Source organism: Streptomyces sp. 2323.1 (genome assembly GCF_900221035.1).
Classification (GTDB): domain Bacteria; phylum Actinomycetota; class Actinomycetes; order Streptomycetales; family Streptomycetaceae; genus Streptomyces; species Streptomyces sioyaensis.
The window spans coordinates 6,007,882-6,034,135 of record NZ_LT907981.1 but is presented as its reverse complement, the minus strand read 5'-3'; the positions used below and the strand labels follow the sequence as shown (position 1 = coordinate 6,034,135).

The 26,254-nt window shown below is 70.4% G+C and carries 21 protein-coding genes; 9 read left to right on the top strand and 12 right to left on the bottom strand.

Annotated features, from left to right (window positions below):
- Positions 1–13 precede the first annotated feature (13 nt).
- Complete coding sequence (locus CPH93_RS25965; protein WP_093482712.1) at positions 14–1,300, bottom strand: NYN domain-containing protein; 1,287 nt, start codon at positions 1,298–1,300, stop codon at positions 14–16.
- A gap of 273 nt (positions 1,301–1,573) precedes the next feature.
- Here CPH93_RS25965 and CPH93_RS25960 point away from each other — a divergent pair, with 273 nt between their 5' ends.
- Positions 1,574–1,753, top strand: a complete 180-nt coding sequence (locus tag CPH93_RS25960) for a hypothetical protein (protein ID WP_093482713.1) — start codon at positions 1,574–1,576, stop codon at positions 1,751–1,753.
- A gap of 166 nt (positions 1,754–1,919) precedes the next feature.
- Here the strand turns inward: CPH93_RS25960 and dnaE are convergent, their stop codons facing one another.
- Positions 1,920–5,477 (bottom strand): DNA polymerase III subunit alpha, encoded by a 3,558-nt coding sequence (gene dnaE / locus CPH93_RS25955; protein WP_093482714.1) that lies wholly within the window; start codon positions 5,475–5,477, stop codon positions 1,920–1,922.
- Between the two features lie 199 nt (positions 5,478–5,676).
- Between dnaE and CPH93_RS25950 the strand changes: the two genes are divergently transcribed.
- From CPH93_RS25950 to CPH93_RS25925, 6 genes are all read left to right on the top strand, one after another.
- Positions 5,677–7,038, top strand: coding sequence for a DUF2252 domain-containing protein (locus tag CPH93_RS25950; protein WP_096214224.1), 1,362 nt, complete (start codon positions 5,677–5,679; stop codon positions 7,036–7,038).
- A gap of 123 nt (positions 7,039–7,161) precedes the next feature.
- On the top strand, positions 7,162–7,821 hold the full coding sequence (locus CPH93_RS25945) for a hypothetical protein (protein ID WP_096214223.1): 660 nt from the start codon (positions 7,162–7,164) through the stop codon (positions 7,819–7,821).
- A 96-nt stretch (positions 7,822–7,917) separates the two neighbouring features.
- On the top strand, positions 7,918–8,766 hold the full coding sequence (locus CPH93_RS25940) for a thioredoxin domain-containing protein (RefSeq protein ID WP_093482717.1): 849 nt from the start codon (positions 7,918–7,920) through the stop codon (positions 8,764–8,766).
- Between the two features lie 123 nt (positions 8,767–8,889).
- Positions 8,890–9,591 carry a hypothetical protein gene (locus CPH93_RS25935; RefSeq protein WP_096214222.1) on the top strand — a complete coding sequence of 234 codons (702 nt, stop codon included), beginning with the start codon at positions 8,890–8,892 and terminating at the stop codon, positions 9,589–9,591.
- Between the two features lie 40 nt (positions 9,592–9,631).
- Entirely contained in the window at positions 9,632–10,543 is a 912-nt protein-coding gene (locus CPH93_RS25930; protein WP_093482719.1) for a thioredoxin domain-containing protein, read from the top strand.
- Positions 10,544–10,631: 88 nt separating this feature from the next.
- Positions 10,632–12,275: an alkaline phosphatase D family protein gene (locus CPH93_RS25925; RefSeq protein WP_093482720.1), complete on the top strand. Its 1,644-nt coding sequence runs from the start codon at positions 10,632–10,634 to the stop codon at positions 12,273–12,275.
- A 42-nt stretch (positions 12,276–12,317) separates the two neighbouring features.
- Here CPH93_RS25925 and CPH93_RS25920 read toward each other — a convergent pair whose 3' ends face one another.
- A complete protein-coding gene (locus CPH93_RS25920) occupies positions 12,318–12,929 on the bottom strand; it encodes a dienelactone hydrolase family protein (RefSeq protein WP_096214221.1) in 612 nt (203 codons plus the stop codon).
- 105 nt (positions 12,930–13,034) lie between these two features.
- Between CPH93_RS25920 and CPH93_RS25915 the strand changes: the two genes are divergently transcribed.
- Positions 13,035–14,144, top strand: coding sequence for a mechanosensitive ion channel family protein (locus CPH93_RS25915; RefSeq protein WP_096214220.1), 1,110 nt, complete (start codon positions 13,035–13,037; stop codon positions 14,142–14,144).
- Between the two features lie 30 nt (positions 14,145–14,174).
- On the opposite strand, the gene CPH93_RS25910 is transcribed toward CPH93_RS25915, so the two are convergent.
- The 4 genes from CPH93_RS25910 to CPH93_RS25895 all read right to left on the bottom strand — a co-directional run bounded on the left by CPH93_RS25910 (position 14,175) and on the right by CPH93_RS25895 (position 18,545).
- Positions 14,175–15,770: a Na+/H+ antiporter gene (locus tag CPH93_RS25910; protein WP_093482723.1), complete on the bottom strand. Its 1,596-nt coding sequence runs from the start codon at positions 15,768–15,770 to the stop codon at positions 14,175–14,177.
- A gap of 140 nt (positions 15,771–15,910) precedes the next feature.
- On the bottom strand, positions 15,911–16,852 hold the full coding sequence (locus CPH93_RS25905) for an RluA family pseudouridine synthase (RefSeq protein ID WP_006606166.1): 942 nt from the start codon (positions 16,850–16,852) through the stop codon (positions 15,911–15,913).
- Between the two features lie 86 nt (positions 16,853–16,938).
- Entirely contained in the window at positions 16,939–17,541 is a 603-nt protein-coding gene (gene lspA, locus CPH93_RS25900; protein WP_093482724.1) for a signal peptidase II, read from the bottom strand.
- A 122-nt stretch (positions 17,542–17,663) separates the two neighbouring features.
- Complete coding sequence (locus CPH93_RS25895) at positions 17,664–18,545, bottom strand: TraR/DksA family transcriptional regulator (protein ID WP_096214219.1); 882 nt, start codon at positions 18,543–18,545, stop codon at positions 17,664–17,666.
- Between the two features lie 627 nt (positions 18,546–19,172).
- On the opposite strand from CPH93_RS25895, the gene ileS reads away from it, so the two are divergent.
- Complete coding sequence (gene ileS / locus CPH93_RS25890; RefSeq protein ID WP_096214218.1) at positions 19,173–22,331, top strand: isoleucine--tRNA ligase; 3,159 nt, start codon at positions 19,173–19,175, stop codon at positions 22,329–22,331.
- Between the two features lie 174 nt (positions 22,332–22,505).
- Here the strand turns inward: ileS and CPH93_RS25885 are convergent, their stop codons facing one another.
- From CPH93_RS25885 to pgeF, 5 genes are all read right to left on the bottom strand, one after another.
- The gene (locus CPH93_RS25885; RefSeq protein ID WP_093482727.1) at positions 22,506–23,609 is read right to left on the bottom strand and encodes a DivIVA domain-containing protein; all 1,104 of its coding nucleotides are present in this window, start codon (positions 23,607–23,609) and stop codon (positions 22,506–22,508) included.
- A 49-nt stretch (positions 23,610–23,658) separates the two neighbouring features.
- On the bottom strand, positions 23,659–23,952 hold the full coding sequence (locus tag CPH93_RS25880) for a YggT family protein (protein ID WP_006606159.1): 294 nt from the start codon (positions 23,950–23,952) through the stop codon (positions 23,659–23,661).
- Positions 23,953–24,019: 67 nt separating this feature from the next.
- The gene (locus CPH93_RS25875) at positions 24,020–24,640 is read right to left on the bottom strand and encodes a cell division protein SepF (protein ID WP_006606158.1); all 621 of its coding nucleotides are present in this window, start codon (positions 24,638–24,640) and stop codon (positions 24,020–24,022) included.
- Between the two features lie 122 nt (positions 24,641–24,762).
- Positions 24,763–25,485: a YggS family pyridoxal phosphate-dependent enzyme gene (locus CPH93_RS25870; protein ID WP_093482728.1), complete on the bottom strand. Its 723-nt coding sequence runs from the start codon at positions 25,483–25,485 to the stop codon at positions 24,763–24,765.
- Complete coding sequence (pgeF, locus tag CPH93_RS25865; RefSeq protein WP_093482729.1) at positions 25,482–26,246, bottom strand: peptidoglycan editing factor PgeF; 765 nt, start codon at positions 26,244–26,246, stop codon at positions 25,482–25,484. Before pgeF ends, CPH93_RS25870 begins: the two co-directional genes overlap by 4 nt.
- Between the last annotated feature and the right edge of the window lie 8 nt (positions 26,247–26,254).

The following is a 26,254-nucleotide window of genomic DNA, read 5'->3' as shown; positions in this document are numbered from 1 at the left end:
GGACCCTGGGCCGTCAGTCCGTGGCCGGGGCGTGCTCGGCGGCCGTGCGCAGATCGACCTCGCGCCAGAAACCGGCCCGGATGGCATAGCGGTCGTGCTCGTCGATCTGGTCGTCCTTGTGGGCGAGCAGTCCGAATCGGGCGGCGTAGCGCAGCAGTTCACCGTCGATGCGGTGCGGGATGCGCGGGTACTCCGTCGACAGCTGGGTCAGATGGGCGGTGTCGGAGAGCCGGTCGGTCCAGCGGCGGGCGAAGACCTGGCCGACCTCGAAGGGGTCGCCGCTGACGGCGGTGATGTCCTCCTCGCGGTCGGCCCAGCGCTGCTCGGCGCTGGTGAGCTGGGCGAGCGTGGGCAGGCCCGCGGTCGCCTCCGGTTCGCCGGCCGGGGCGCCGCGCTCGACCCAGCCCTTGTCGGACGACCAGCGCAGGGTGGCGCCGGCCGCGGCCCCGGGCTGCGCGGCGCCCGGGCCGGCCGGTCCCTGGCCCGCGGCGTGCGCCCGGCCGAGCCCGGCCAGGTCCTTGGGGGTGGGCACGACCTTGGAGCCGGTGGCGCCGGGCTCGCTGCCCGCTGCGGCGTTCTCGGTGCCGGCCGGCGGGCGGGCGACCCCGTTGGCGCCGCTGCGCTCATGGGTGTGCTCGGCGGATTCCGGCCCGGCCGCGGCCGCCGCGGCCGCGGACTCGGGCAGCGGGGCGGAGAGGATCGCGGCGATCTCGGGGCGCGGCGCGGGCGGCGGGGCGCAGGGGCCGCCGAGCTCCTTGGCGCGCACCGCGCGCGTGATCCAGGTCCGGTCCAGCACCCGCCGCTCATCGGCCTCGGCGACCAGGTCCTCGGACTGGTTGTAGTCGCCGTCCGCGGCCTGGACGGCCCACAGGTGGACGGCGACGCCGTGCTCCTTCGCCGACATCAGCCCGGGCAGCAGATCGCCGTCGCCGGTGACCAGCACGATGTCGGAGCAGGCGCGGTTACGGGCGAGTTCGGTCAGCTCGGCGTGCATGGCGGCGTCCACGCCCTTCTGCGCCCAGCGGCCGTCGCTGCGGGTCAGGGCGCCCAGCCGGACCGTGACCCGGGGCATCACCCGCAGCCGGCGGTGCTCGGGCTGCGGCACGCGGTCGGGGGCGCCGTCGAACCAGTAGATCCGCAGCAGCGGGCGTTCGGTGTCCGACTCGGCGCGCTGGCGCAGGCCCTGGATGAGGGCGGCGTGGTCAACGGTGATCCGGGACCGTGCGGGCTCTCCGGCGAGCAGACTCGCGGCGGCACCGAGCAAATACCCGGCGTCCACCAGGACGACGCAGCGATCCACGTTCCACCCTCTTCCCTGAGGTGCTGAAAGTCCGGTCGCCCCCCGGCTCGGCCCATGGCACGAGTTTTCTTCGGCTTTCCTTCGAGTCTGCCCGACCGTACGGGCGTTATCAGCCCGAACTCGATCATCGGCGTGGCGGATTCGGCCGGAGATCTCGTGCACAGTGCGTGATCGGCCGTTTTACGCACGGTAATTGCCCGAAATGCAGGCATCTGTCCCGCGTGTAAGTCTGGTTCCGGCCCAGATCCCGATTCCCCCTCAGGAGGCAAGGTCATGGCCAAGGACAAGAAGCAGGACCGCAGCCGGCAGCAGAAGACGGCATCCGCGGCCGAGCGCGGCCAGCAGGAGGCCCAGCGTGCGAGCTTGGAGGCACAGACCCAGGCGCGGTCCCAGGCTCAGGGCAGCCCGGCAGATGTTGCACGTAAGCACCAGCGGCGCTTCGGTCACAACTGATCGATGCCGCACAGGAGTTGAGGGGCGCGCCCACTTCGGGCGCGCCCCTCGGGGTAGGACCTGTTCGGTGACTCAGGGCCGGTGGTTCAGGGGCCCGGTGGCTCAGGGGCCGGGCGATGCTCCGCCGGGCAGACCCTGAAGCGGTGCGCCGGGCAGCGTCGGCCGGTCAGCCCGCCAGGCAGGACGGACCGAGCAGCACCTTCAGATCGCCGAACAGCGAGGGGTCGGGCGTGACCCGGTGCCGGTCCAGCCGGAGCACCGTCGTCTTGCGCGCCCCCAGCAGCTTGATCCGTACCTCGGTGGAGCCGCGGTGGCTGCTGAGCACCTCACCGAGCTTCTCGACCATCGGCGGGGTGACCTTGACCGTCGGAATGGTGATCGTCACGGGAGCGTTGGTGCCGGCCTCGGAGAGGTCGGGGACCATCATCTCCATCGCGACCAGCCGCGGGATGTCCTCCCGCTTGTCGAGGCGGCCCTTGACGAAGACCACGGTGTCCTCGACGAGTTGGGTCGACACCAGCTGGTAGGTCGCCGGGAAGAACATGCAGTCGATGGAGCCTGCCAGGTCCTCGACGGTGGCGATCGCCCAGGCGTTGCCCTGCTTGGTCATCTTGCGCTGCAGGCCGGAGATGATGCCGCCGATGGTGACGATCGAGCCGTCCGAATAGTCGCCGCCGGTCAGCTGGGAGATGGCGGCGTCCGCCTTGTCGGACAGTACGTGTTCCAGGCCGAAGAGCGGGTGGTCGGAGACGTAGAGACCGAGCATCTCGCGCTCCTGGGCGAGGAGGTAGGTCTTGTCCCACTCGACGTCCGAGAACTCGATGTCCAGACCGAAGCCGGGGCCCTCGGAGGTGTCGCCGGCGTCGCCGGCCATGCCGCCGAAGAGGTCGAACTGCCCCTCGGCCTCCTTGCGCTTGACCTGGACGACGTTGTCGATCATCGGCTCGTAGTGCGCCATCAGGCCCTTGCGGGTGTGGCCCATTTCGTCGAAGGCGCCGGCCTTGATGAGGGACTCGGTGGTGCGCTTGTTGCAGACGACCGCCTCGACCTTGTCGAGGTAGTCGGGGAAGGAGGAGTACTTCCCCTTGGCCTTGCGGCAGCGGATGATCGAGTCGACGACGTTCTGGCCGACGTTGCGGACCGCGGTGAGGCCGAAGAGGATCACGTCGTCGCCCTGGGCGGCGAAGTTCGCCTCGGACTCGTTGACGTTCGGCGGCAGCACCTTGATGCCCATGCGCCGGCACTCGTTGAGGTAGACCGCCGACTTGTCCTTGTCGTCGCGCACGGACGTCAGCAGCGCGGACATGTACTCGGCCGGGTAGTTGGCCTTGAGGTAGGCGGTCCAGTAGGTGACCAGGCCGTACGCGGAGGAGTGCGCCTTGTTGAAGGCGTAGCCGGCGAACGGGACCAGGACGTCCCACAGGGCCTGGATGGCCTGGTCGGAGAAGCCGTTCTTGCGGGCGCCCTCCTGGAAGAGCACGAAGTTCTTCGCGAGTTCCTCGGGCTTCTTCTTGCCCATGACGCGGCGGAGGATGTCGGCCTCACCGAGGGAGTACCCGGCGATGATCTGGGCGGCCTTCTGCACCTGCTCCTGATAGACGATCAGGCCGTAGGTGAGGCCCAGGACCTCCTTGAGGGGCTCCTCCAGCTCCGGGTGGATCGGGGTGATCTCCTGGAGGCCGTTCTTGCGCAGCGCGTAGTTGGTGTGCGAGTCCATGCCCATCGGGCCGGGGCGGTACAGGGCCGAGACGGCGGAAATGTCCTCGAAGTTGTCGGGCTTCATCAGCCGCAGCAGCGAGCGCATCGGGCCGCCGTCGAACTGGAAGACGCCGAGGGTGTCACCGCGGCAGAGCAGCTCGAAGGTCTTGGGGTCGTCGAGCGGTACGGAGAGCATCTCCAGGTCGACGCCCTTGTTGGCCTTCACCATCTTGACGGCGTCGTCCATGATCGTGAGGTTGCGCAGGCCCAGGAAGTCCATCTTGAGCAGGCCCAGCGACTCACACTGGGGGTAGTCCCACTGCGTGATGGTCACGCCGTCGGTGTGCCGCGTCCAGAGCGGGGCGTGGTCGACGATGGGCTCACTGGACATGATCACGCCGGCCGCGTGCACACCCATCTGCCGGACCAGGCCCTCCACACCCTTGGCGGTGTCGATGACCTTCTTGACGTCCGGCTCGCTCTCGTACATCCCCCGGATCTCGCCCGCCTCGCTGTAGCGCGGGTGCTTGGGGTCGGTGATGCCGCTGAGGTCGATGCCCTTGCCGAGGACGTCGGCGGGCATGGCCTTGGTGAGGCGGTCGCCCATCGCGTACGGGTAGCCCAGCACGCGGGCGGAGTCCTTGATGGCGTTCTTGGCCTTGATCTTGCCGTAGGTGCCGATCATGGCGACCTTGTCGGAGCCGTACTTCTCCGTCACATACCGGATCACTTCGACGCGCCTGCGCTCGTCGAAGTCGATGTCGACATCGGGCATGGAGACGCGCTCGGGGTTGAGGAACCGCTCGAAGATCAGTCCGTGGGTGATCGGGTCGAGGTCGGTGATGCCCATGGCGTACGCCACGATCGAACCGGCCGCGGAGCCACGGCCGGGGCCCACCGCGATCCCGTTGTTCTTGGCCCACATGATGAAGTCGGCGACGACGAGGAAGTAGCCGGGGAACCCCATCTGGATGATGATGTCCATCTCGTACTCGGCCTGCTTCTGCCGGTCCTCGGGGACCCCGCCCGGGTAGCGGCGCTGCATGCCGACCCGGACCTCCTCCTGGAACCAGGTGACCTCGGTGTAGCCCTCCGGGATGTCGAACTTCGGCATCAGGTCGCGCTTTTCGAACATCCCGGTGATGTCGATCTGGTCGGCGACCAGGCGGGTGTTGGCGCAGCCCTGCTGCCAGGCCTCGGAGGAGTCGATGGCGTACATCTCCTCCGTGGACTTGAGGTAGTAGCCCGTGCCGTCGAAGCGGAAGCGGTCCGGGTCGGAGAGGTTCTTGCCGGTCTGGATGCACAGCAGCGCGTCGTGCGCGGTCGACTCGTGCGCATAGGTGTAGTGCGAGTCGTTGGTGACCAGCGGCGGGATGCCGAGCTCCTTGCCGATCTTCAGCAGGTCGTCGCGGACCCGGCGCTCGATCTCGATGCCGTGGTCCATCAGCTCCAGGAAATACCGGTCCTTGCCGAAGATGTCCTGATACTCCCCGGCGGCCTTGCGCGCCTCCTCGTACTGGCCCAGGCGCAGCCGGGTCTGGAGCTCACCGGAGGGGCAGCCGGTGGAGGCGATCAGGCCCTCGGACCACTGGGCGATGGTCTCCTTGTCCATCCGCGGCCACTTCGTCAGCCAGCCCTCGGCGTAGGCGTCCGAGGACAGCCGGAACAGGTTGTGCAGACCGGTCTTGTTCGCCGCCCAGATGGTCTTGTGCGTATAACCACCGGAACCGGAGACGTCATCGCGCTTCTGGTGCGGCTGGCCCCACTGGATCTTGCGCTTGTTGCGCCGCGACTCGGGGGCGACGTACGCCTCGATGCCGATGATCGGCGTCACACCGGCCTTCTGCGCGGAGTGGAAGAAGTCGTACGCGCCGTGCAGATTGCCGTGGTCGGACATCGCGATGTGCGTCATGCCCATCTCGTTGGCCGCCTTGAACATGTCCGACAGCCGCGCCGCACCGTCCAGCAGGGAGTACTGGGTGTGGACGTGCAGATGTGTGAACGGGGCCTGGGACGCGGCAGCCACAGCAGGGGACCTCCGGAGAGCGGTCGGCGGGGCACTCCCGGCGCGAGCCGGGGGCCGGTGGGTGGTCTCGAAGTCTACGACTCCTGACTGACAATCGCCGGGCACGCGCGAGTAGCCTCACCCGTTGTCAGTGGCAGACCGCGCCCCGGTACGTCACGGCGCTCCGAACCATTTTCCGCACCTCAGGAGGCACCCAGCGATGCCGTCCCAGCACGCCCCGGCGCAGGACGCCGAGCAGCGCGGCGAGGAGATCCTCGCCGTTTTCGACACCGCCTTCGGGGAACTGCTCGCCGCCGACCCCGCGGCCTTCCGCGTCAAGTTCCGGAAGATGGCCGCCTCCGCCTTCGCCTTCTACCGGGGGACGGCGTGTCTGTTCTACCGGGACCTGGAGGCCGGGGCCGCCCAGGGTGACGGCAAGGACCGCGGCCCGTATCTGGACGAGCGGACCGGCCGGGTGTGGATCCACGGCGATCTGCACGCCGAGAACTTCGGCACCTACATGGACTCCACGGGCCGGCTGATCTTCAACGTCAACGACTTCGACGAGGCCTACGTCGGCCCGTTCACCTGGGACCTCAAGCGGTTCGCCGCCTCGGTCGCGCTGATCGGCTACGCCAAGGCGCTCAGCGACAAGCAGATCACCGACCTGGTGCGCACCTACGCCGCCGCCTACCGGGAGCGCATCCACGCGCTGGCCTCCGGGGGGTCGCACGCCGACAAGGACGAACTGCCGCCGTTCATGCTGGAGACCGCCGAGGGCCCGCTGCTGGACGCGCTGCGCGACGCCCGCGCGATGACGCGGTTCGGGCTGCTGGACTCGATGACGGAGATCCGCGACTTCGAGCGCCGCTTCGCGCCGGGCGGCGGCAGCGTCGAGCTGGACGCGGCCACCCGCTACAAGGTGCTCGCCGCCTTCGACGGCTATCTGGAGACGCTGCCCGAGTCGAGCCTGGGCCGCCCGGACTCCTACCGCGTCAAGGACGTGGTGGGCCGGCGCGGCATCGGCATCGGTTCGGCCGGGCTGCCGTCGTACAACATCCTCCTGGAGGGCAACAGCGACGCCCTGGAGAACGATGTCGTGATCTACATGAAGCAGGCGCAGACCCCGGCGGTCTCCCGGCACCTCACCGACCCCGCGGTCCGCGGCTACTTCCAGCACGAGGGCCACCGCACGGTCATCTCGCAGCGCGCCCTGCAGGACCACGCCGACCCGTGGCTGGGCTGGACCGAGCTGGACGGCGCCGGCCAGCTGGTCGCCGAGATCTCGCCGTACGCGGTCGACCTGGACTGGTCGGACATCGACGACCCGGAGGAGATCGCGGCGGTGGTGGCCGACCTGGGGCGGGCCACCGCGACCATGCACGCCGCCGCGGACGACGAGAGCGGCCACTCGCTGGTGCCGTTCTCCACGGAGCGGGCGATCGACGCGGCCATCGCGGCCGACGAGGAGGGCTTCGCGGCGCTGCTGGTGGACTTCGCGCACTCCTACGGCGCCCGCGCCCGCGCCGACCACCAGATCTTCGTGGACCTCTTCCGCAACGGCCGGATCCCCGGCCTCTAGCCACGCGGGCAAGGGCCACGAGCAAGGGACCGAGATGTGCCGTACGCACCGTATTTCCGGGTGCGTACGGCTAAGGACCCCCTTAGCCGCCGCTTATCCCGCCCCATGGCACACTCGGCTGCAATGGACACCTCGGCGGCACACCTGCGGGCACTGCGCGCAGCGCTCTTCACGGCGCTGTGCGTGACGCTGTCCGCGGCGTCCCATGTGCTGCTGTCCCGGATGCCGCTGCCGCCGGCGACCGTCGCCGCCCTGTGCGTCGCCGTGTTCGTGATCGCCTACGCGCTGGCCGGCCCGGAGCGCGGCTACTGGCGGATCGCCTCCCTGCTGGTCCCCCTGGAGCTCGCCGCCGACCTGGTCTTCACCTTCGGCCAGCACACCTGTTACGGGGAGGCCGGCGGCCGGGTCGCCGGCCCGCTGCGCTCGCTGGGCGTGGACCTGCTGTGCGGCGGCAACCCGGTCGGCACCCCCCTGGCGGCCTCGCCCGAGGAGAGCCCTTCGCCCGTGGCGACCTGGTGCGTCCTGCTCGCGGCGCATCTGCTCATCGGGCTGCTGGCGGCGGGCTGGCTGCGCCGCGGCGAGGCCGCGCTGCACCAGCTGCTGGGCGCGGTGGCCGGCTTCGCCTTCCGCCCGCTGCTGATCGCCGTCGCGGTGATCGGCGCCACCGCCGCCCCGCGCCGCCCGGTGCCTGCCCCCGTCCGGGCCGGGCACCTCTCCGGCACCGACCCCCTGCTGGTGCACTGTGTGGTACGCCGTGGGCCGCCCTGCGCGCTCGCTGCGTGAGCCCTGCGCCCGCGCAGCCGGCGTTCCCGTGAGGTACGGGTACGCCGCCGACCGCTTGCACCCCCGTCCCACGGATTCCACGGAGCAGGAACAGTCATGAGCAACCGCAACAACCAGGCCAACAAGCAGGCAGCCCGTGAGCGGCTGCGCGCCGAGCGCGCGCGGCAGGCGAAGAAGGAGAAGGTCCGCCGGCAGCTGGTCGTCGGCGGCGCGATCGTCGCCGTGCTGGCGATAGCCGGCGGCATCGGCGTGGCGTTCGCCACCATGGGCGGCGACTCCGGCAGCAGCGTCGCGAGCGGCGACGAGTGGGGGAAGGCCGAGAAGGCCAAGCTGGTCAAGCCCGCCAACAGCAGCGGCGCCAACGGCACCACGGTCGTCATCGGCAAGTCCGACGCCAAGAACACCCTGAACCTCTTCGAGGACCCGCGCTGCCCCGGCTGCGCCAACTTCGAGCAGAACGTCGGTCAGACCGTCGAGAAGGACATCAAGGACGGCAAGTACAAGGCCTCCTACCACCTGGGCACGTTCCTCGACGCCAACCTCAAGGGCACCGGCTCCAAGAACGCGCTGAGCGCCCTGGGCGCGGCCCTGAACGTCAGCCCGGACGCCTTCTTGAAGTACAAGTTCGCGCTGTACTCGAAGGAGTACCACCCCGACGAGACCGGCCCGGACAAGTTCGCCGACGACAGCTACCTGCTCAAGGTCGCCGACACCGTCCCGGCGCTCAAGGGCAACGCCGCCTTCCGGAAGAACGTCACGTCCGGCACGTACAACCGCTGGGCGATGGAGATGTCCAAGGCCTTCAACTCGGACAAGGACGTCACCAGCACCCCGACGATCAAGCTCAATGACACGGTGCTGGGCACGGACAGCCCGCAGGGCAAGGTGGCACCGTCCAGCGTGGCCGCCTTCAACTCCATGGTCGACAAGTCGCTGAAGCGCTGACGCAGGCGGCGGCCCGGCCCTGAGCCGGGCCGCTTCCCACCTTCGGCCGGCGTGCGCTCCGCACGCCGGCCGATGCCAAATCTTGACCCGGTCTTTGGCCGTGCACATGGCAGACTCCCGCCCATGCAGGCGACGGGAGTGCGCCCCGGGGCCCGGCCGGCGGCCGTGCCGGGTAATCAGCTCAGGGCGGTGCGGGCGGCGCTGTTCACGGCGCTGTGCACCACCCTGTCCGCGGCCTCCCATGTGCTGCTCTCCCGCGCCCCGTTGCCGCCCGTGCCGGTCCTCGCGATCGCCGCCGCCGTCTTCGTCGCGGCCTATCTGCCGGCCGGCCGGGAGCGTGGCTACGGCGCCTTCGCCGCGCTGCTGGTGCCCTTGGAGCTGGCCGCCGACACCGTCTTCACCACCGGCCAGCACGCCTGTTACGGGCGGGCCGGCGGCCCGGTCGCCGGCCCGCTGCACTCGGTCGGCGTCGATCTGCTGTGCCGGGGCGGCGAGTTGGGCACCCCGCTGGCGCGGGTCGCCACTCGGTCAGGCACAGCGCTGCCGGCGGCCGCCCCCTGGCTGCTGCTCGCCGTCCACGTCACGGCCGGTCTGCTCGCCGCCGCCTGGCTGCACCGCGGCGATGCCGCCCTGGACGCGCTGCTGCGCGCCGCCGCGGCCGGCGCCTTCCGTCCGCTGCGGACCGCGGCCGCCGTGGCCACCGCGGCCGGCGCCCCGCTCCGGCGGCGGATCCGCCCGCTGCATCCGCTGCCGCCGTCCCACCCGCTCCCCCTCCTCAGTAACTGCGTACGGCGCCGCGGCCCGCCCTCCCGGGCCGCCGCCTGACGCATCCGTACGAGCCTTCACACCCTTGAGGGGACCCCCCATGAGCAACCGCAACAGCCAGGCCGGCAAGGCCGCGGCCCGTGAACGCATCCGGGCCGAGCGCGACCGCCAGAAGAAGAAGGAGCGGCTGCGCCGCCAACTCACCGCGGCGGGCGTGCTGGTCGGCGTGCTGGCCGTGGCCGGCGGCATCGGCTACGCCGTACTGAAGGCCAACGAGCCGACGGGCTGGGAGGCCGCCAAGGAGGCCAAGCTCGTCACGCCCGCCCACACCCAGGGCAAGAACGGCACCGAGATCCTGATAGGCGACAAGAACGCCAAGCAGACCCTGGAGATCTTCGAGGACGTCCGCTGTCCGGCGTGTTCGGCCTTCGAGCAGAGCAGCGGCAAGGCCCTGGTCAAGGACATCGAGGACGGCCGCTTCCGCGCCCGCTTCACGATGTACACCTTCATCGACGACGCCCAGGGCGGCGGCCAGGGCTCGAAGAACGCGCTGAGCGCGCTCGGTGCGGCGCTGAACGTCAGCCCGGAGGCCTTCTTGAAGTACAAGTCGGCGCTGTACTCGGCCAAGTACCACCCCGATGAGCGCGAGGACCTCTACGCCAAGGACTCCGAGCTGCTCAAGGTCGCCTCCGACGTACCGGAGCTGGCGCACAACAAGGCGTTCGAGACGGCGGTCACGAAGGGCACCTACGACCGCTGGGCGATGGAGATGACCGCGCTGTTCGGCCGCAAGGGCGTCAAGGGCACGCCCACCTTCATGCACGGCAACAAGAAGCTGGTGATGGACCAGATCCCGCAGCGGCAGATGACGCAGGCGCAGTACAACCAGCTCGCCCAGGCCAACTTCAACAAGATGATCGACCGGGAGTTCGGCCCGGCGAAGGGCTCCGGCAAGCCGGACCCGGGCAAGGGTATCCGCGAGGGCGAAAAGGACCCCACGGGCGGCCGCTGAGTGGCTTTCGGACAACGGGCGGGCGAATTCCGGGAATCCCGGAAATCGCCCTCCCGGCACGGCTTACCGGCCAGTAAGGTGAGCGGCCGTGACCGATCATGACCAGATCTCGCGCCGCACAGCCGTTACGGCCGTAGCCGCCACCGCCGCACTCCTGCCGTTCGCCGGCGCCGCCACCGCGCACGCCCAAGAGGCCCCGGACCAGGGCAGGTTCTTCCAGCACGGCGTTGCCTCCGGGGACCCGCTCCCCGACGGCATCCTGCTGTGGACCCGCCTCACGCCGACCGCGCAGGCCACCCCCGGCTCCGGCCGGGGGCCGGCCACCACGGTGAGCTGGGAGGTGGCCAGCGACCAGGACTTCGCGTCCGTCGTCGCCCGGGGGAGCCTTTCCACCTCGGCGGCCACCGACCACACCGTCAAGGCGGACGTCCGCGGCCTGCGCCCGGCCACCCACTACTACTACCGCTTCACCGCCGGCGGGCAGCACTCCCCCGTCGGCCGCACCCGCACCGCCCCCGCCGAGGGCACCTCGGCGGGCAACGTCCGCTTCGGCGTGGTCTCCTGCGCCAACTGGGAGTCCGGCTACTTCTCCCCCTACCGCCACCTCGCCGCCCGCACCGACCTGGACGCGGTGCTGCACCTCGGCGACTACCTCTACGAGTACAAGTCCGGCGAATACCCGGAGTTCAAGTACGTCGTCCGCCCGCACTCCCCCGCCCACGAGCTGCTCACCCTCGCCGATTACCGCATCCGGCACGGCGTCCACAAGACCGACCCGGACGCGCTGGCGATGCACGCCACCCACCCGGTCATCGCCATCTGGGACGACCACGAATTCGCCGACAACGCCTGGAAGGGCGGCGCGGTGAACCACACCCCGGGCACCGAGGGCGACTGGTCCACGCGGATGGCCGCGGCGAAGCAGGCGTACTTCGAGTGGATGCCGGTACGCCCCTCGATCGCCGGCACCACCTACCGCAGGCTGCGCTTCGGCACCCTCGCCGATCTGCATCTGCTGGACCTGCGCTCGTTCCGCGACCAGCAGGCCAAGCCGGGCAGCGGCGCGGTCGACGACCCCAGCCGGACGATCACCGGGCGGGCCCAACTGGACTGGCTCAAGCAGGGGCTGGAGCGCTCGGACAGCGCCTGGCGGCTGGTCGGCACCTCGGTGATGGTCTCGCAGGTCGCGTTCGGGTCCATACCCGCGAAGCTGCTCGGCCCGCTCGCCGAGATCCTCGGGGTGCCCAAGGAGGGCCTGGCGATCAACACCGACCAGTGGGACGGCTACACCGACGACCGGCACGAGCTGCTCAGCCACCTCAGCGACCGCGGGATCGACAACACCGTCTTCCTGACCGGCGACATCCACATGGCCTGGGCCAACGACGTGCCGATCCAGGCGGCCACGTACCCGGCGACCAGGCCGGTGGCGACCGAGTTCGTGGTCACCTCCGTGACCTCCGACAACCTGGACGACATCCTGCACGTCGCGCCGCACACGCTCTCCCTGGCCGGGGTCGCCGCCATCCGGGCCGCCAACCGCCATGTGAAGTGGCTCGACATGGACTCGCACGGCTACGGGGTCCTGGACGTCACCGCCGAGCGGACGCAGATGGACTACTTCGGCATCTCCGACAAGACCGATCCCCAGGCCACCAGCACGCTGCTGCGCTCGTACCGCACCCGGTCCGGCACCCAGCAGGTGGAGCGGACGGACCAGCCGGTGGGTTGAGCTGCGCCCCGCCCACCGGCACACCGGCCCGGCCCGCCCGGCTCACAGCCCGGCGAGGAAGCCCTCCGCCACCTTCCAGGTGCGCTCCGCCGCCTCCGTGTCGTAGTCGGGCAGGCCGGGATCGGTGAAGAGATGGCCGGCGCCGGCGTAGCGGTAGACCTCTACGTCCGCGCCGGCCCGGCGCATCTGCAGGTACCAGGCGTTCAGCCAGTCGTGCGGCTCGTACGGGTCGGGGTCGGCGACGTGCAATTGCACCGGCAGGTCGTCGGCGACGGTGTCCTCCGCGATGTCCGAGGTGCCGTGGAGCAGCAGCAGACCGCGGGTCTTCTCGTCCCCCAGCGCGAGGTTCTGGGCGACCGAGCCGCCGAAGGAGAAGCCGGCGTAGACCAGTCCGCGCTCGGAGTACGGTGCCACGGCCGTGATGGCCCGCTTGAGCAGCTCGTCCTTGCCGATCTCGTCCTTGATCAGAATGCCGTCCGGGACCGATTCCGCGGTCCGGCCGTCGAACAGATCGGGGACGATCACCTCGTGTCCCGCGGCGCGCAGCCGGTCGGCCGCGGCATGCACCGCGGGCCGTAGCCCGCACACCGAATGAAAGAGCACAATCGTCGAAAGCCCGCTGGTCGGGGACTCGGCGGAGGCCGGCACTGACATCACTTCCCTGGGTTGGACCGATCTCCCCCCATCGTGCCAGTTACGGTCGCAGGTACCGGGTACCAGCACACCACAGCGCCCCGCACCCCACAGAGGAGGAGTCCCGTGTCACCTGAGGACGTACTGCGTCCGGTCGTCGTCATCGGCGGCTCGGTCCTGCTCACCCTCATCCTGGTCTGGCTCGCCGACCGGGCACTGGTCCGCATCGATGCCGCGCACCCCGAGACCCCCCTGTGGGGACTGCTGCGGCGCTGCCGGATACCGCTGCAAGTGGCGCTGTGCGCGGCGCTGTTGCGCGGCTCGTACGACGCGTCCGCGGTCAAGCTCATCGACGCCCATGCGGTGGGCATCGGCCAGGCGCTGACCCTGGTGCTGATAGCGGCCACCGCCTGGTTGGTGGTCTGGGCCGCGGCGGCCATCGTCGAGTCGTCGTACTCGCGCTATGCGGCCGGCGCCCGGGACGCGGCGCGGGTGCGCCGGGTGCGGACCCAGGTGACGCTGATCCAGCGGGTGGTCACGGCCGTGGTGATCGTCGTCGCGGCCGCCTCGATGCTGCTGACGTTCCCGGCGATGCGGGCGGTGGGCACCTCCATGCTGGCGTCCGCCGGGCTGGTGGGCATCGTCGCCGGTATCGCCGCCCAGTCCACCCTCGGCAATCTCTTCGCCGGGCTGCAGATCGCGTTCGGCGACATGGTGCGGATAGGGGACACGGTCGTCGTGGACGGCGAGTGGGGCACCGTCGAGGAGATCACCCTGACCTTTCTGACCGTCCGGACCTGGGACGAGCGCCGGATCACCATGCCGGTGTCGTACTTCACCGGCAAGCCGTTCGAGAACTGGTCGCGCGGCGGTGCGCAGATGACCGGCACGGTCCTGCTGCACCTCGACCACAGCGCGCCGGTGGAGAAGATGCGGCAGCGGCTGCTGGAGATCCTCCAGGAGTGCCCGGAGTGGGACGGCCGGTCCTGGAGCCTGGTGGTGACCGACACCACACCGTCCACGATCGTGGTCCGTGCCCTGGTCACCGCCCGGGACGCGGACACCATATGGACGGTGCGCTGCGTGGTCCGCGAGCGGCTGCTGGAGTGGCTGCAGGCCGAGCACGCCTACGCGCTGCCGCGGATCACCACCGCACCGGCGCCGCCGGATCTGCCCGCGGCCCGCCGAGGTGACCAGGCCGGCGCGGATGCGGGCGCCGAGCCGCCGCGCGGCTGAAGCGCGGGCCGGGCCCGTCCCCCGACGGCGTCAGGGCGTACCCCGCAGGCTGCGCACGTCCAGATGCCGCAGCACCCGGTCGACGACCTCCGGGTCCGCGCCCGGTTCGCTGCGGGCCGCCAGCACCTCGTGCCGGGCGGCGGAGAGCATCTCGCCCTGGATGCGCTGCACCTTCTTCATCCGGGCGATGCGCTTCTCGAAGAGCTCGCGCCGCTCGTCGTCGACGATCTCCGGCGCGATCCGGGCGCCGATGTCGTGCGCCCGGCGGGCCAGCTGCTCGCTGATCTCGTCGGGCAGCTCCTCGACCTCCAGGATCTCCTTCAGCCGGCGCTTGGACGCCTTGATCACCCGCAGCGCCAGCTCCCGCTCCAGCGCGTCGACCGCATCGGTGTCGGCCCGCACCCGCAGCCGGCGCACCAGCCAGGGCAGCGTGAGGCCCTGGATGATCAGGGTGGAGAGCACCACCGCGAAGGCGATGAAGAGGATGTCGTCGCGGGCCGGGAAGTCGTTGCCGCCGTCGATGGCGTACGGAATGGCCAGCGCCAGCGCCACCGAGGCCACCCCGCGCATCCCCGCCCACCACATGATGAGCGTCTCCCGCCAGCTCATCGGGATGTCCTCGTCGTAATCGCGGCGCTTGTGCATCCGCTTGGCCAGCCAGGCGGCGGGCAGCAGCCACAGCAGCCGGACGCCGACGACCACCGCGACGACGGCGGCGCCGGCGCCGAGCAGCTGGCCCCAACGGTGCGAGGCGGCCCCGAAGATGTTGTGCAGCTCCAGGCCGATCAGCCCGAAGGCCACACCGGTGACGAGGGTGTCGACGACCTCCCAGAAGGTGTAGCCCGCCAGCCGGCCCCGCACGTCGTCCGCGTCGACCGCGTGCTCGGCGAGGAAGAGCGCGCAGGTCAGCACCGCCAGCACGCCCGATCCCTTGAACTCCTCGGCCAGGACGTAGGAGACGAACGGCACCAGCAGCGTCAGCCCGATCTGCAGCGTCGGATCATCCAGCAGCCCCATCAGCTTGTTGGTGACCCAGCCGAGCCCCAGGCCGACCGCTATGGCGACCACCGCGGACAGCACCAGTGAGCCGAGCGCGGCGGGCACCGAGAAGGTGCCGGTGACCGCGGCGGTCAGCGCGACGTGGTAGAGCACGATCGCCGTGACGTCGTTGAACAGCCCCTCGCCCTCCAGGATGGAGACCATCCGGCGGGGCAGCCCCAGCTTGCCGGCGACGGCGGTCGCGGCCACCGGGTCGGGCGGTGCGACCAGCGCCCCGAGCACCACCGCGGCGGCCACCGGCAGACCCGGCACCACCGCCTGGGCGACGGCGGCCACCGCGGCGGTGGTGGCGAAGACCAGCGCCACGGCGAGCAGGAAGATCGGCCGGAGGTTGGCGGTGAACTGCCGCCAGGAGGTGCGCTGCACGGCCGCGTAGAGCAGCGGCGGCAGCACCACCGGCAGGATGAATTCGGGCGGTACCTCGACGTTGGGCACGAACGGCAGCAGCGCCAGCACGGCACCGGCCAGCGTCATCAGTACCGGTGACGGAAGCCCCAGCCGGTCGCCGACCGGAACCATGACCACGGCTCCGAGCAGAAGGACGAACATCAGAGCCAGCTGGTCCACGGTGGCTACGCTCCGGGGTGGTCGGATTCGATCACTTTCCGCCCCAGCCTGCCATGGCGCCGACCTGGACCCGCTGTGCCGGTGTCCGTTCTGCGGCAGTTCGCCGCTGTGTCAGTTCGCCGCTGCGCGTCCGGGCGGCGTCAGCTGCTCTCGTCCCGCACGGTGTCCAGCGCGCGCTGCAGATCGTCCGGGTACGTGCTCTCGAACTCCACCCAGCGGCCGTCGGAGGGGTGCTCGAAGCCCAGCCGGACCGCGTGCAGCCACTGCCGGCCGACGCTCAGCCGCTTGGCCAGCGTCGGGTCCGCGCCATAGGTCAGATCGCCGACGCAGGGGTGACGGTGGGCGGCCATGTGCACCCGGATCTGGTGGGTGCGGCCGGTCTCCAGCTTGATGTCGAGCAGGCTGGCCGCGCGGAACGCCTCGATCAGGTCGTAGTGCGTGACCGACGGCTTGCCCTCGGCGGTGACCGCCCACTTGTAGTCGTGCTGCGGATGCCGGCCGATGGGGGCGTCGATGGTGCCGCTCATCGGGTCCGGGTGGCCCTGCACCAGGGCGTGGTAGCGCTTGTCGACCGTACGCTCGCGGAACTGCTGCTTGAGCAGGGTGTAGGCGCGCTCGGACTTGGCGACCACCATCAGGCCCGAGGTGCCGACGTCGAGACGGTGCACGATGCCCTGGCGCTCGGCGGCACCGGAGGTGGAGATGCGGTAGCCGGCCGCGGCCAGTCCGCCGATGACGGTCGTACCGGTCCAGCCGGGGCTCGGGTGCGCGGCCACTCCGACCGGCTTGACGATCACGACGATGTCGTCGTCGTCATGCACGATCTCCATGCCCTCGACGGGCTCGGCGACGATCTCGACGGGCGGCGCGGCCTGCGGCATCTCGACTTCCAGCCAGGCGCCGCCGTGCACCCGCTCCGACTTCATCACCTCGGAGCCGTCGACCCGGACCCTTCCGGAGGCCGCGAGTTCGGCCGCCTTCGTACGGGAGAAGCCGAACATCCGGGCCAGCGCGGCGTCGACGCGCTCGCCCTCCAGGCCGTCCGGTACGGGCAGGGTGCGGATCTCGGGAATGGTGCTCACCCCACGAGTATGGCAGTTACGCCGTGGTGTCCTGCCCGGCGGTTGGGGGCGGCCGGCCCGCGAGGCGCCCGCCCCCGCCGTGCCGGTCAGTCCTTGTGGACGGTCCCGTCGGGGTCGAGGCCCCGGAAGGACAGGATCACGATCAGGATGCCGCCGCAGACGATCGCGGAGTCGGCGAGGTTGAAGACCGCGAAGTGCGCGGGGGCGATGAAGTCGACGACCGCACCCTCGAAGACGCCCGGCGTGCGGAAGATCCGGTCGGTGAGGTTGCCGAAGGCACCGCCGAGCAGCAGCCCGAGCGCGATCGCCCAGGGCAGGCTGTAGAGCTTGCGGGCGATCCGGGCGATCACCACGATCACGGCCGCCGCGATGAAGGTGAGGAAGATCGTCAGCGCCTCGCCCATACCGAAGGCGGCACCGCGGTTACGGATCACCGTGAACTGCAGCAGCGTCCCGATGACCTCGATGGGCGCGTGGTGCTCCAGCTTCGCGACGACGAGGAGCTTGCTGCTCAGGTCGAGCAGGTAGACCAGGAGCGCGACCAGCAGCAGGGCGAGGATCCGCCGCTTGCCGCGGCCGGCGTCCGGCCCGGACTGCGCCGGCCCGTCCGCTTCGGCCCCCGTCGTGGGATCCGCTCCGGCACCCTGCTCGGGTTCCGGCGTGCCGGTGATGCGTTCCGCCTCTGCCACGTGTGAGTCCCTCAGCCCGTCGTGTCCACGGCCGGGCCCCGCCCGGCTGAACCACGAGAGTACGGCACGCCTCCACGGACGCGGGCGGTCCGGGTGCCGCCCCGCGACGACCTCCGGCCGCCTCAGCGGCGCTCCTGCCTCTGCTTGCACTCCACGCACAGCGTCGCGCGCGGGAAGGCCTGCATCCGTGCCTTGCCGATGGGGTTGCCGCAGTTCTCGCACAGCCCGTAGGTGCCCGCGTCCAGCCGGCCGAGGGCCCGTTCGGTCTGGTGGAGCATCTCGCGGGCGTTGGAGGCGAGCGCCAGCTCGTGTTCGCGGGTGATGTTCTTGGTGCCGGTGTCGGCCTCGTCGTCACCCGCGCCGTCGCCGTCACGCATCAGCCCGGCGATGGCGTTCTCGGCCGAGACGATCTCCAGCCGCAGCCGCGCCGCCTCGTCCATCAGCTCGGTCCGGGCCGCGGCGACCTCGGCCGGCGTCCAGGGGTCCTCACCGGCCCGTACGGCGAGCTCGCCGGGCGCCGCGGCCACCTTGACCGTCGGCCCCGCGGAGTTGTTGCCGGCTGCCCCGGCCCTTGAGGCCGCAGTCTTCTTCGCCACCACCGTTTTGGCTCCCGTCTTCTTAGCGGGCACCGCGGCCTTCTTGGCCGGAGCCTTTTTCGCGGTCTTCTTCGTGGTCTTCTTCGCGGTCTTCTTGGCCGCTGCCTTCTTCGCCGCCGGCTTCGTCGCTGCCTTCTTCGCGGCGGTCTTCTTCGCCGCAGTCTTCTCCGCGGTCGTCTTCGCCGAGGCCTTCTTCGCCGGCGCGGCCGTCTTGGCCGTGGTCTTCGACGGGCGGGCCGCGCCGTCCGCCGTCTTCTTCGCCGCAGTCTTCTTCGCCGCAGTCTTCTTGGCCGCGGTCTTCTTGGCCGCGGCCTTCTTCGGAGCGGTCTTCTTCGGTGCAGGCTGCTTCGCGACGGCCTCGTCGGCAGGCGTCGTGCTCTTCTCCGCGGCGGTCTTTTTCGCCACCATGGCCGCGACCCCTTCACATATGTGACTTTGTTCGCGAATCGTGACGGGAACGATAAATCGCCACGCGCCACGCGGCAACGGGACGCACCGCCCCTCGGGCCCTGCCTACCGGCCCGGACGTCCGGTCTGTCTCGGTTGTGCCCCGCCGCCCGCCCGGTAATCCGCCGGGCGGGGCGGCACCCGACTGCTCGCCATTCGGGTCACTTCGCGGGGCCGGGACGCCCCGCGGTGCGCCCGCGCCCGCCCCGCCCGCACGCCGCCGGAAATCCGGTCGGCCGCGGTCGGCGCGGCCCCGTACACTGGGCACAGCGAGAGGCATTGACGGGACGAGTAGCGCCGTACGCAGCCAGCAGCGACCCGGGGACGGTGGAAGCCCGGGGGCGTGCACGACGTGAAGATCACCCCGAGCCGCCGGAAGAAAGCTATGGACAGTGGGCTCCGCCCACGGGCTTGGACAGTGGGCTCCGCCCACGGGCCGCAGCCCACCCAAGGCGAGTAGAACCGGCAGCGCGACCCCAATGAGGGGGCGGTGCGACGGCACCGCCAAGGAGGGTGGTACCGCGGGAGCCCAGGCTCTCGTCCCTCCGGACGGAGAACGCAGCAGGTGTCCGCCGGAGGAAGCCCCCGATGAGTCCGCAGCCCCAGTACCGCCAGGTACCCGCCCAGGTAGACCTCCCCGCCCTTGAGCACGCCGTGCTCGAGTTCTGGCAGGAGCAGAAGGTCTTCGCCCGTACCGTCCAGCAGTCCGAGGGACGGCCCGAGTGGGTCTTCTACGAGGGCCCCCCGACCGCCAACGGCATGCCCGGCGCGCACCACATCGAGGCCCGCGTCTTCAAGGACGTCTTCCCCCGGTTCCGCACGATGCAGGGCTACCACGTCGACCGCAAGGCCGGCTGGGACTGCCACGGCCTCCCGGTCGAGCTGGCCGTGGAGAAGGAGCTGGGCTTCAACGGCAAGAAGGACATCGAGGCGTACGGCATCGCCGAGTTCAACGCCAAGTGCCGCGAGTCGGTGACCCGCCACACCGACGCCTTCGCCGAGCTCACGACCCGTATGGGCTACTGGACCGACCTGGATGCCCCGTACCGCACGATGGACCCCGACTACATCGAGTCGGTGTGGTGGTCACTGAAGGAGATCTTCAGCAAGGGCCTGCTGGTCCAGGACCACCGTGTCGCCCCCTGGTGCCCCCGCTGCGGCACCGGCCTGTCGGACCACGAGCTGGCGCAGGGCTACGAGACGGTCGTCGACCCCTCGGTCTTCGTCCGCCTCCCGCTGACCTCCGGTCCGCTGGCCGGCCGGGCCAAGCTCCTGATCTGGACGACCACCCCCTGGACCCTGGTCTCCAACACCGCCGTCGCCGCCCACCCCGACGTCACCTATGTCGTCGCCACCGACGGCAGCGAGCAGTTGGTCGTCGCCGAGCCGCTGCTGGAGAAGGCGCTCGGCGAGGGCTGGAGCGCCACCGGCGAGTCGTTCACCGGCCGCGAGATGGAGCGCTGGTCCTACGAGCGCCCCTTCGACCTCGTCGAGCTGGACGGCGCCAACATCGTCGTCAACGCCGAGTACGTCACCACCGACGACGGCACCGGCCTCGTCCACCAGGCCCCGGCCTTCGGTGAGGACGACCTCAAGACCTGCAAGGCGTACGGCCTGCCGGTGATCAACCCGGTCCGCCCGGACGGCACCTTCGAGGAGGGGCTGGACCTGATCGGCGGCCAGTTCTTCAAGAAGGCCGACGAGGCGCTGGTCGCCGACCTCGGCTTCCGCGGTCTGCTCTTCCGGCACCTCGCCTACGAGCACAGCTACCCGCACTGCTGGCGCTGCCACACCGCGCTGCTCTACTACGCCCAGCCGTCGTGGTACATCCGCACCACCGCGGTCAAGGACGCCCTGCTGCGGGAGAACGAGAACACCAACTGGTTCCCGGAGTCGGTCAAGCACGGCCGCTTCGGCGACTGGCTGAACAACAACATCGACTGGGCGCTGTCCCGCAACCGCTACTGGGGCACCCCGCTGCCCATCTGGCGCTGCGAGGAGAACCACCTCACCTGCGTCGGCTCGCTGGCCGAGCTGACCGAGCTGACCGGCACCGACCAGTCGGACCTGGACCCGCACCGCCCGTACATCGACGAGATCACCTTCGCCTGCTCGCACGACGGCTGCGGCCTGACGGCCACCCGCGTCCCGGAGGTCATCGACGCCTGGTACGACTCGGGCTCGATGCCGTTCGCGCAGTGGGGCTACCCGTACCGCAACAAGGAGCTGTTCGAGAAGCGCTACCCGGCGCAGTTCATCTGCGAGGCCATCGACCAGACCCGCGGCTGGTTCTACACCCTGATGGCCGTCGGCACCCTCGTCTTCGACAAGTCGAGTTACGAGAACGTCGTCTGCCTGGGCCACATCCTGGCCGAGGACGGCCGGAAGATGTCCAAGCACCTGGGCAATATCCTCCAGCCGATCCCGCTCATGGACCAGCACGGTGCCGACGCGGTCCGCTGGTTCATGGCCGCCGGCGGCTCCCCGTGGGCCGCCCGCCGGGTGGGCCACAACACCATCCAGGAAGTCGTCCGCAAGACCCTCCTCACGTACTGGAACACGGTCGCCTTCCAGGCGCTGTACGCCCGTACCTCGAACTGGGCGCCCTCCGCCGCCGACCCGGCCCCTGCCGACCGACCGCTGCTGGACCGCTGGCTGCTCGGCGAGCTCAACACCCTGGTCGAGCAGGTCACCGACGCCCTGGAGTCGTTCGACACCCAGCGCGCCGGCAAGCTCCTCTCCTCCTTCGTCGACGACCTCTCCAACTGGTACGTCCGCCGCTCCCGCCGCCGCTTCTGGCAGGGCGACGCGGCCGCGCTGCGCACCCTCCACGAGGTCATCGAGACCGTCACCCGCCTCATGGCGCCCCTCACCCCGTTCATCACCGAGCGGGTCTGGCAGGACCTGGTCGTCCCGGTGACCCCGGACGCCCCGGATTCGGTGCATCTCGCGAGCTGGCCGGTCGCCGACAAGGCCGCCATCGACCCGACGCTGTCCGCCCAGATGCTGCTGGTCCGCCGGCTCGTCGAGCTGGGCCGCGCCACCCGCGCCGAGTCCGGCGTCAAGACCCGCCAGCCGCTGTCCCGCGCGCTGGTCGCGGCCCACGGCTTCGCGGCCCTGCCCGAGGACCTGCGCGCACAGATCACCGAGGAGCTCAACGTCAGCTCGCTGGCCTCCCTCTCGGAGGTCGGGGGCTCCCTCGTCGACACCACCGCCAAGGCGAACTTCCGTGCCCTCGGCAAGCGGTTCGGCAAGGGCGTCCAGGCGGTCGCCAAGGCCGTCGCCGCCGCGGACGCCGCGGCCCTCTCGCTCGCCCTGCGCGAGGGCACGGCGAGCGTCGAGGTCGACGGCGAGACCGTCTCCCTCGCCCCCGACGAGGTGATCATCACCGAGACCCCGCGCGAGGGCTGGTCGGTGGCTTCCGACGCGGGAGCGACGGTCGCCCTCGATCTGGAGATCACCCCCGAGCTGCGCCGGGCGGGCCTGGCCCGCGACGCGATCCGGCTGATCCAGGAGGCCCGTAAGAACAGCGGTCTGGACGTCGCCGACCGGATCGCGCTGCGCTGGCAGTCCACCGACGAGGAGGTCCGCACGGCGCTGGCCGACCACACCGGTCTGATCTCCGACGAGGTGCTCGCCACGGACTTCGTGCACGAGCAGCACACCACCGACGAGGCGAACGGTTCCTACGGCCCCGAGTTCACCGACGAGGCCCTGGCCCTCACCTTCCGCCTCCGCAAGGCGTAACCCCGGGCACCGCCCGTACGAAGCCCCCCGGCGCAGCCCGCGCCGGGGGGCTTCGCCGTCCCCGCACCCGCTCCCGGCCGCACGGACAAGTCCACACAAAAGGGCCGGGCCCCGAAGGAATGTTCTTCCTTCGGGGCCCGGCCCTGATTGCCGACGGTGCGCGCTACGCGGGCGTCAGTTGTCGTCCTCGTCGATGAGGAAGCCACGCATCGGCGACGGCGTCTGCTGCATCGGCTGCGGGCTCTGCGGCCGCACCGGAGCCATCGGCTGGGTCATCGCCGGCGACATCTGCTGCTGACCGCCGTAGGACGGACCACCGCTGGACTGACCGGCCATGGAGTGGTTGCCACCACCCATGGACTGACCGCCACCCATGGTGTGGTTGCCACCCATGGCACCCGCACCGGCCGACGCCATCGAGGGCGACGGCGGCAGCGAAGCGGTCGCCGGGGTCCGCGGCGGGGCCAGCGAGTCATCGGCCTGGTTCTCCAGCTGACGCAGCTGGCTCTCCAGGTAGGACTTCAGCCGCGTGCGGTACTCGCGCTCGAAGCCGCGCAGGTCCTCGACCTTGCGCTCCAGCGTCGCGCGGGCCGACTCCAGCGAGCCCATCGCCACGCGGTGCTTCTCCTGCGCGTCCCGCTCCAGCGCATCGGCCTTGGCGCGGGCGTCCCGCTCCAGGCCCTCGGCACGGCTGCGCGCCTCGCCGACGATCTTGTTGGCCTCGGAACGGGCCTCCGCGATCGCCTGGTCGGCGGTCTGCTGTGCCAGCGACAGCACGCGTGCCGCGCTGTCACCGCCCGGGCCGCCCTGCTGGCCGCCGGGCAGCTGGGGTCCGCCGGGGCCGCCCATCGGGCCGCCCATGGGACCGCCGGGACCCATCGGACCGGGGCCGTGCGGGCCCTGCGGGCCGTGGCCACCGGGACCAGGAGGCAGCTGCGGTGCTCCACCGGGCAGTTGGGGAGGGCCACCCATCCCCTGCTGCTGCGGCGGCACCGGCTGCGGACCGGATATGGCGGCGGGCACGGGAGCCCCGGGCCTCTGCTGCTGCTCCTGCTGCTGGTCCGGTCCCTTGCGCAGACCCTGCTGCTGCTGGTTCTGCGCGGCGGCGCGGGTGGCAGCCGCAAGCTTGGCGCGGAGGTCCTCGTTCTCCCGCAGGAGCCGGGTCAGTTCGGCTTCGACCTCATCGAGGAAGGCATCGACCTCGTCCTCGTCATAGCCTTCTCGGAGGCGGACGGTCGTGAACTGCTTGTTCCGCACGTCCTCGGGGGTCAACGGCATCTCTACTTCACCTCAACGTAGTCGTCGGCAATCGGCAAGACCGTATCGTTCACACCAACAACACCGACCTCACGACGGTGATCAGGATGTACACGATGATCATCAATACGAAGAAGGACAGGTCGAGCGCCACGCCCCCGAGACGCAGCGGCGGAATTACCCGCCGCAGAAGCTTGAGTGGCGGATCAGTGACAGTGTAGGCGGCCTCAAGAACGACCACCATCGCCTTGCCGGGTTGCCATGAACGGGCGAATTGGAACACATAGTCCATCACCAGCCGGAAGATCAACACGATCAGGAAGCAGTACAGCGCGATGTAGATCACCTGACCAAAGACACTCATCTCGCGCTGTCCCTCTCCCCTTGCTCCTGTGCAGACCTTACGGCCCCGGTGTGCCCGGTGTTGCGTCTCAGCTCTGGTTGAAGAACCCGCCCTCTGCGATACGGGCCTTGTCCTCCGCCGTGACATCGACGTTAGCAGGAGACAACAGGAACACCTTCTGCGTCACCCGCTCGATACTGCCGTGAAGACCAAACACCAAACCGGCCGCAAAGTCGACAAGTCGCTTCGCATCGGTGTCATCCATCTCCGTCAGATTCATGATCACCGGAGTGCCCTCGCGGAAGTGTTCCCCGATGGTACGGGCTTCGTTGTAGGTCCGGGGGTGGAGTGTGGTGATGCGGTAGGGCTCCCGCTCGGACACAACCTTGGGCATGATCACCGGTGCGTTCTTCTCCAGATTTGGACGTTCGGGTGTGATGGATGACACGGGGGCGATTCGCGCGGGTCGTCCGCTTTCCACGGTGAGCGGGGCCGGTTCGCGTTGCGCCGGAGGTGTCACAGCACGGACGGGTTCCTCCCTTTCCGGGGGGATTTCGGGCTGAGCCTGGTGCTGTTGACGCCGCCCCCGATCGGGTTCCGGGTCAAGCTCGGGCTCGAACTCGTCGTCGGGGTCGAACCCCCGGCCGTCGTACCCATCGTCCTCCACGAGGCCGAGGTAGACCGCCATCTTGCGCATCGCGCCGGCCATTCTCTGCGTCCTCCGCTCTGTGGTGGATCGGCTCCGTCAGCAGGGGCCTTGGATCCACGCGGCCTGCCCGCTTGTGCGGGAATGACCATATTTTGTGCTGTGGTCCGACTTGCTTGGCGACGTTACCGGAGCCGTGGTCGGACTCCGAGTACCGCAGTGCCGACGCGCACATGTGTCGCCCCGGCTGCCACGGCATCTTCGAGGTCCGCGCTCATGCCTGCTGACACCATGTTGGCAGCAGGATGCAGCGCGCGCAGGTCGGATGCGATTTCCATGAGCCGTTCGAAAGCGGCGAGTTCACGGCCCGCGTACGGCCCGGCCAGCGGTGCGACGGTCATCACACCGTCCAGGCGCAGCCCTTGAGCCCCGGCGATCGTCTCGGCAAGTGCCTCGACTCCGTCCGGCGCCACCCCGCCCCGGTCCCCCCGCTCCCCCGACTCCGCGTCGAGCGCCACCTGGATCAGGCAGCCCAGTTCGCGCTCGGCGCGCACCGCCTCCCTGGAGAGGGCGGTGGCGAGCCGGGCCCGGTCGACCGACTGAACAACTCCGGCATATCCGGCCACGGACCGCACCTTGTTCGTCTGCAACTGACCAACGAAGTGCCAATTGAGCGGCAAATCTCCGCATTCCGCGGCCTTGGGGGCGGCCTCCTGATCACGGTTCTCCGCGACCTGCCGCACCCCCAGCTCCGCGAGCAGCCGTACATCGCTCGCGGGGTAGGTCTTGGTGACCACGATCAGGGTCACTTCGTCCCTCGGCCGGCCGGCCTTGGCGCAGGCGGCAGAGATACGTTCCTCCACCTGCGCCAGGTTCTGTGCCAGCTGCGTCTTACGGTCGTCCGTCACGACTCGGCCTCCCCCAGCCCCGGGCCGGGGGCGCCCCCGAGCCACACATAGCTCGCGAGCCGCCCCGTCGTACGGTCGCGCCGGTAAGAAAAGTGGTCCGCGGACTCGCGGGTGCAGATGTGGGAATCCTCACGCAACGGCACGCCAGCCGCGGCGAGTTGGGCCCGTACGCCTGCGGTGACGTCCACCGCGGGAGTGCCCCAGCCGGTCGTCGCCCGGGCCTCGGGCACCACGGCGGCGACATCCTCGCGCATCGCCTCGGGCACCTCGTAACACCGCCCGCAGATCGCGGGTCCGGTGTACGCGACGATCCGGGCCGGCTCCGCGCCCTGCCGCACCATCGCCTCGACGACCGCCGGGACGACCCCGGCGACCAGCCCGGGCCGGCCGGCGTGCGCGGCCCCCGCGACTCCGGCGACCGGGTCGGCGAGCAGAACCGGGGTGCAGTCGGCCGTCAGCACGGCGAGCGCAAGACCCCGGCGAACCGTCACCACCGCGTCGACACCGGGGACGTCCTCGTCTCGCCACGGTCCGTCGACCACTGCGACGTCCCGGCCGTGGACCTGGTTCATCCAGACCACCGCGGCCGGGTCGAGGCCGAGTTCCGCGGCGGCGCGCGCACGGTTGGTGCGTACGGCCTGCGGGTCGTCGCCGACCGCGCCGCCCAGGTTGAGCTGCTCATACGGAGCGGCGCTCACCCCGCCCCACCTGTCGGTGAAGGCGAAGTGCGCGCCGCTCTCGTGGTGCTGTTTCCCTATCACTTCGCTGC